Consider the following 6,114-nt stretch of genomic DNA (forward strand, 5'->3'; position numbering starts at 1 on the left):
CAGATTCCCGTGTTCTACTCGAAACAGCCACTTGGCGAGACCACCAAGGACAGCCGCGGACTAAAAAAGGCGCCCGCAGGCGCCTCTCCAGTACTCGAAGCTTAGCGCAGAAAATCAGTGCTGATGGCCACCTTCGCCATGGACGTGACCATGAGCGACTTCTTCCTGGCTGGCGTCACGGATAGCGATGATCTTCACTTTGAAGTTCAGGCGCTGACCGGCCAATGGGTGGTTGCCGTCGACAGTGACGTCGTCGCCGTCCAGGTCACGAATGGTGACGATTTGCATCTGGCCGTCCGGCGCCGAAGCGTGGAACTGCATGCCGACTTCCAGCTCGTCAACGCCTTCGAACATGCTGCGGCTCAGGGTGCTGACCAGTTCGGCAGCGTATTCGCCGTAAGCGTCTTCCGGTTCTACGGAAACGTCCAGCTCGTCACCAACAGCTTTGCCTTCCAGGGCTTTTTCCAGGCCCGGGATGATGTTGCCTGCGCCTTGCAGGTAAACCAGCGGAGCGCCGCCGGCGGAGCTGTCGATGACCTCACCAGCGTCGTTGGTCAGGGTATAGTCGATGGAGACAGCCTTATTGGCGGCGATCAGCATGGGGCGAGACCTTTTGCAGAAGAATATAGAAAGGCCAAGTTTAGCGAAGCAATCGCGCGAAAGCGACCACAACCCGGACAAACGGGATTCGACGATTACCGGCTTCCGTCAGGACGAGGACGGTCACTGGGTGGCCGAGCTTTCCTGTGGCCACACTCGGCACCTGCGCCACCAGCCACCGTGGCAATCACGCGCGTGGGTGCTGGACCCGGCGCAACGTATTGAAAAAATAGGCCAACCCTTTGCCTGCGGTTGGTGCGCTCAAGGCTCGGTTAGCGATAACCTTGGCGACTGAATTTCGGTAGTCAGCCAGACATAGGCTGACACCTGGCGGCCGTACGGGCTGCCCACATGCAACTTTAGAGAATTCGCATGCAAACTTTTTTTATCGCGCCCACCGATTTTGGTGTGGGTCTGACCTCCATCAGCCTCGGGCTGGTGCGCACGCTGGAGCGGGCCGGGCTGAAAGTCGGTTTCTTCAAACCGATCGCCCAACCGCATCCGGGCGACACCGGCCCCGAGCGCTCCACCGAACTGATGGCGCGCACCCACGGCCTGAAACCGCCGCAGCCGCTAGGCCTGGCCCACGTCGAGCGGATGCTTGGCGATGGTCAGCTCGATGAACTGCTGGAAGAAATCATCACCTTGTATCAACAAGCAGCCGTCGGCAAAGACGTGCTGGTGGTTGAAGGCATGGTGCCGACTCGCAGCGCCAGTTACGCCGCACGGGTCAATCTGCACCTGGCCAAAAGTCTGGACGCCGAAGTGATTCTGGTCTCGGCACCGGAAAACGAAGTGCTCGCCGAACTCTCCGGCCGCGTCGAATTGCAGGCGCAATTGTTCGGTGGTCCGAAGGACCCGAAAGTCCTCGGCGTGATCCTCAACAAGGTCAAGACCGACGAGAGCATGGAAGCGTTTGCCACACGTCTGAAGGAGCATTCGCCGTTACTGCGCAGCGGTGATTTCCGTCTGCTCGGTTGCATCCCGTTCCAGCCTGAACTCAACGCGCCGCGGACCCGCGACGTCGCCGACCTGATGGGCGCGCAAGTACTCAACGCCGGCGACTATGAAACCCGCCGCATGACCAAAATCATCATTTGCGCGCGCACCATGCGCAACACCGTCGAGCTGCTCAAGCCCGGTGTGCTGGTGGTGACGCCGGGGGATCGCGACGACATCATCCTTGCGGTCAGCCTCGCGGCAATCAACGGCGTGCCGCTGGCCGGTCTGTTGCTGACCAGCGACACCCTGCCCGATCCGCGCATCATGGATTTATGTCGTGGCGCGTTGCAGGCCGGTTTGCCGGTGTTGTCGGTAAGCACCGGCTCCTACGACACCGCCAACCTGCTCAACGTTTTGAACAAAGAAATCCCGATCGATGACCGCGAGCGTGCGGAGATCATCACCGACTTCGTCGCCAGCCATCTCGACGCCAACTGGCTGCACCAGCGCTGCGGTACGCCACGGGAGATGCGCCTGTCGCCGGCGGTGTTCCGTTATCAACTGATTCAACGCGCCCAAGCTGCCAACAAACGCATCGTCCTGCCTGAAGGCAGCGAGCCGTTCACCGTGCAAGCGGCGGCGATTTGTCAGGAACGCGGGATTGCCCGTTGTGTGTTGCTGGCCAAACCTGAAGATGTCGAAGCAGTCGCCCGCGCGCAAGGCATTGTATTGCCGCCGGGGCTGGAGATTCTCGATCCGGATCTGATCCGCGAGCGCTACGTCGAGCCGATGGTTGCCCTGCGCAAGACCAAAAGCCTCAACGCGCCAATGGCCGAGCAGCAACTGGAAGACACCGTGGTGATCGGCACCATGATGCTCGCGCTGGATGAAGTCGACGGGCTGGTTTCCGGCGTGATCAACACCACCGCCAACACCATCCGCCCGGCCCTGCAACTGATCAAGACCGCGCCGGGCTGCACACTGGTTTCTTCGGTGTTCTTCATGCTGTTCCCGGAGGAAGTGCTGGTCTACGGCGACTGCGTGATGAACCCGCACCCGAGCGCTGCCGAACTGGCCGAGATCGCCCTGCAAAGCGCTGACTCGGCGGCGGCATTCGGCATTACCCCGCGCGTAGCGATGATCAGCTACTCCAGCGGCGAATCGGCCACTGGCGAGGAAGTCGAAAAAGTCCGCGAAGCCACCCTGCTCGCCCACGAACAACAACACACATTGCTAATCGACGGCCCACTGCAATACGACGCCGCTGCAAACGAAGACGTCGCCCGGCAACTGGCGCCGAACAGCCCGGTGGCCGGCCGCGCCACGGTGTTTGTGTTCCCCGACCTGAATACCGGCAACACCACCCACAAAGCTGTACAGCGCAGCGCCGATTGCGTCAGCCTCGGCCCGATGCTGCAAGGCTTGCGCAAACCGGTGAACGACCTGCCGCGTGGCGCGCAAGTCGATGACATCGTCTACACCATCGCCCTCACCGCGATTCAAGCCGCCAACCGACCTATGGATGTGTAAATGCTGGATTTTCTACCTGCACCGCTGCGCGGCGTGATCGCTTCGCTGTTGTTGGCGGCCAATACGATTCTGCTCTGCTCGTTTCTGTTCTGCGTGGCGCTGATCAAGGCCCTGCCGTTCGCTCTCACCCAACGCATTGCCGGCGGGCTGATGAGCCACACCCACGAAGCGTGGATCAGCAACAACAAGGGCTGGATGAACCTGGTGCGCCGCACACGCTGGCACATCAGCGGCCTGCAAGGCCTCGACTACAACCACTCTTATCTGATTACCAGCAACCATCAGAGCTGGGTCGACATTATGGTACTGCAATACGTGCTCAACCGCCGCATCCAGCCGCTGAAGTTCTTCCTCAAGCAAGAACTGATCTGGGTGCCCGTGATTGGCCTGGCGTGGTGGGCGCTGGGCTTCCCGTTCATGAAGCGCTACTCCAAGGCCTATCTGGAAAAACATCCGGAAAAGAAAGGCAAAGACCTCGAAACCACCCGTAAGACCTGCGCGAAATTCCGCAACAACCCGGTGGGAATTTTCAACTTCGTCGAAGGCACACGCTTCACCACAGGCAAGCATGCACAGCAGCAGTCGCCGTTCAAACACCTGCTCAAGCCCAAGGCTGGCGGCATTGCCTTTGTGCTGGATGCGATGGGCGAACAGCTTGAGTCGATCGTCAACGTGACCATCCACTACCCCGCCGGGCGCCCGGGGTTCTGGGATCTGCTGTGCGGGAACGTGCGAGACGTGGTCGTGCACTTTGAAGAGTTGAAGATTCCGCAAACATTCATTGGTAAAAACTACGACCAGGATGGCGAGTATCGTTTGCAATTCCAGGGTTGGATCAATCAGCTATGGCTGGACAAAGATGCACTGCTGGAACAGATGCACCGCGAGTATCCAGCGAAGTCTTGAGGCGTCTGTTCTGACCTCATCGCTGGCAAGCCAGCTCCCACAGGTTTCTCTGCCTTACACAATATTTGTGTGCGCTGAAAATCCCTGTGGGAGCTGGCTTGCCAGCGATAGCAATCTCAAAGGTCACAAAAAAGCCCGCCGATGATTGCACATCGGCGGGCTTTTTCTTGCAGCTTGAAACTGGAAGCTTGCAGCTGCTTTATCGCTTAAATCGCACCACGCTTACGCAGCAGATCCAGCACTTGCTTGACGCTCTCTTCCAGCGAAAACGCCTGAGTGTCGATCACCAGATCAGCATTCAACGGCACGTCATACGGGAACGACTCACCCGGGATATTATCGCCGCCCGCCGCATACAACCCCTGCGGATCACGCTCTGCACACACCGTCGGCGAAGCCTGCACATAAACCGTCAGCAAACGATCCTTGCCAATCAGATCCTTGGCCTGCTCACGCCCTTCAGCACTCGGCGCCACAAACGCCGCCAGAGTCAGCAAACCAGCCTCGTTAAACTGACGCGCCACATGCGCAGCGCGACGCCAGTTCTCGGTACGCCCGGTGCGATCCTGCGGCAAACCTTTATTCAGATCCTGACGCAGGCTCTGCCCATCCAGCACAAACACCGCACGCCCCATATCGAACAGCTTGCGCTCGACCGCATAAGCCAACGTGCTCTTGCCCGCGCCCGACAGACCGCTGAACAGCACGGTGGCCGGTTGCTGACCAAAGCGCTGCGCACGTTCTTCAGTAGCCACGTGCGCCAGTTTGCCGTGATGCGTTGCAGTGCCATGGGACACAGGCTGCGCGACGATCATGCCGGCGCCAACGGTGCCATTGGTCAAACGGTCGATGATGATGAACGCGCCGGTGGTGCGGTTGCTTTCGTAACCGTCGAGGGCAATCGGCGCGTCGAGCGCGATCCTGACCTTGCCGATTTCATTAAGCTGCAACGCGCTCGCCGGGCCTTCTTCAAGGGTGTTGACGTCAACCTTGTTGACGATGCTGGCAATCGAGCCCGGCACGTAACTGGTGGCGCGTTTGATGTCGTACTTCTTGCCCGGCAGCATCGGCTCTTCAGCCATCCACACCAGCATCGCTTCGAAGCTGTCGGTAACCGGCGGCACGTTGTCGGCATGCACCAAAAGGTCGCCACGGGAGATGTCGATCTCGTCTTCCATGGTCAGCGTCACCGCTTGGCCTGGACCCGCATGCTCCAGTTCACCTTCGAAGGTGACAATGGATTTCACGCGGCTGCTCTTGCCCGACGGCAGCACCACGACCTCGTCACCCTTCTTGACGATGCCGCTGGCGAGGGTGCCGGCGAAGCCGCGGAAGTTCAGGTTAGGACGGTTGACGTACTGCACCGGGAAACGCAGATCGGTGAAGTTGCGGTCGCCCGCCACTTCCACGGTTTCGAGAATTTCCATCAGCGACTGGCCGGTGTACCACGGCGAGCGCTCGGATTTGTTCACCACGTTGTCGCCCTTCAGGGCAGACATCGGCACGAAGTGCATGCTGGTCGGCTTCAGCTTCAAGCCTTCGGCGAACTTCAGGTAGTCGGCCTTGATCGACTCGAACACACCTTCGTCGAAGTCTTTGAGGTCCATCTTGTTGATGGCGACGACGATGTGTTTGATGCCCAACAGCGACGCAATGAAGCTGTGGCGGCGAGTCTGGGTCTGCACGCCGTAACGGGCGTCGACCAGAATGATCGCCAGGTCACAGGTGGACGCACCGGTGGCCATGTTGCGGGTGTACTGCTCATGGCCAGGGGTATCGGCGATGATGAATTTGCGCTTGGCGGTGGAGAAATAGCGGTAAGCGACATCGATGGTGATGCCCTGCTCACGCTCGGCCTGTAGGCCGTCGACCAGCAAAGCCAAGTCGATGTCGTCACCGGTGGTGCCGACTTTCTTCGAATCGCGGGTGATGGCTTCCAGATGATCTTCGTAGATCATTTTGGAGTCGTGCAGCAGGCGCCCGATCAGGGTGCTCTTGCCGTCATCGACGTTACCGCAGGTCAAAAAGCGCAGCAGCTCTTTACGTTCGGGCTGGCCCCGTTAGGCGAGGATGTCCTCGCTGAACAAATCAGATACTTGCGACATGAAAAACCCATAGAAATATCCCAGACGTTTT

General features: G+C 59.5%; 6 protein-coding genes. 4 read left to right on the forward strand and 2 right to left on the reverse strand.

Features of this window, described 5'->3' with window-relative positions:
- Positions 1-114: 114 nt before the first annotated feature.
- The gene (locus ACIQVE_RS11925; RefSeq protein WP_402808190.1) at positions 115-600 is read right to left on the reverse strand and encodes a peptidylprolyl isomerase; all 486 of its coding nucleotides are present in this window, start codon (positions 598-600) and stop codon (positions 115-117) included.
- Between ACIQVE_RS11925 and ACIQVE_RS11930 the strand changes: the two genes are divergently transcribed.
- The 3 genes from ACIQVE_RS11930 to ACIQVE_RS11940 all read left to right on the forward strand — a co-directional run bounded on the left by ACIQVE_RS11930 (position 569) and on the right by ACIQVE_RS11940 (position 3,978).
- Positions 569-895 carry a DUF3565 domain-containing protein gene (locus ACIQVE_RS11930; RefSeq protein ID WP_402808192.1) on the forward strand — a complete coding sequence of 109 codons (327 nt, stop codon included), beginning with the start codon at positions 569-571 and terminating at the stop codon, positions 893-895. The two genes, ACIQVE_RS11925 and ACIQVE_RS11930, sit on opposite strands and share 32 nt — an antisense overlap.
- A 77-nt stretch (positions 896-972) precedes the next feature.
- Positions 973-3,072, forward strand: a complete 2,100-nt coding sequence (pta, locus tag ACIQVE_RS11935) for a phosphate acetyltransferase (RefSeq protein ID WP_402808194.1) — start codon at positions 973-975, stop codon at positions 3,070-3,072.
- Positions 3,073-3,978, forward strand: coding sequence for an acyltransferase (locus ACIQVE_RS11940; protein ID WP_402808196.1), 906 nt, complete (start codon positions 3,073-3,075; stop codon positions 3,976-3,978).
- Positions 3,979-4,184: 206 nt separating this feature from the next.
- Here ACIQVE_RS11940 and cysN read toward each other — a convergent pair whose 3' ends face one another.
- Entirely contained in the window at positions 4,185-6,014 is a 1,830-nt protein-coding gene (gene cysN / locus ACIQVE_RS11945; RefSeq protein ID WP_402808216.1) for a sulfate adenylyltransferase subunit CysN, read from the reverse strand.
- Between cysN and ACIQVE_RS11950 the strand changes: the two genes are divergently transcribed.
- On the forward strand, positions 5,919-6,114 hold a 196-nt coding region (locus tag ACIQVE_RS11950), incomplete at its 3' end, for a hypothetical protein (protein ID WP_402808199.1). The two genes, cysN and ACIQVE_RS11950, sit on opposite strands and share 96 nt — an antisense overlap.

The sequence above is a fragment of the Pseudomonas sp. NPDC098747 genome, from assembly GCF_044760045.1.
Taxonomy (GTDB): Bacteria; Pseudomonadota; Gammaproteobacteria; order Pseudomonadales; family Pseudomonadaceae; genus Aquipseudomonas.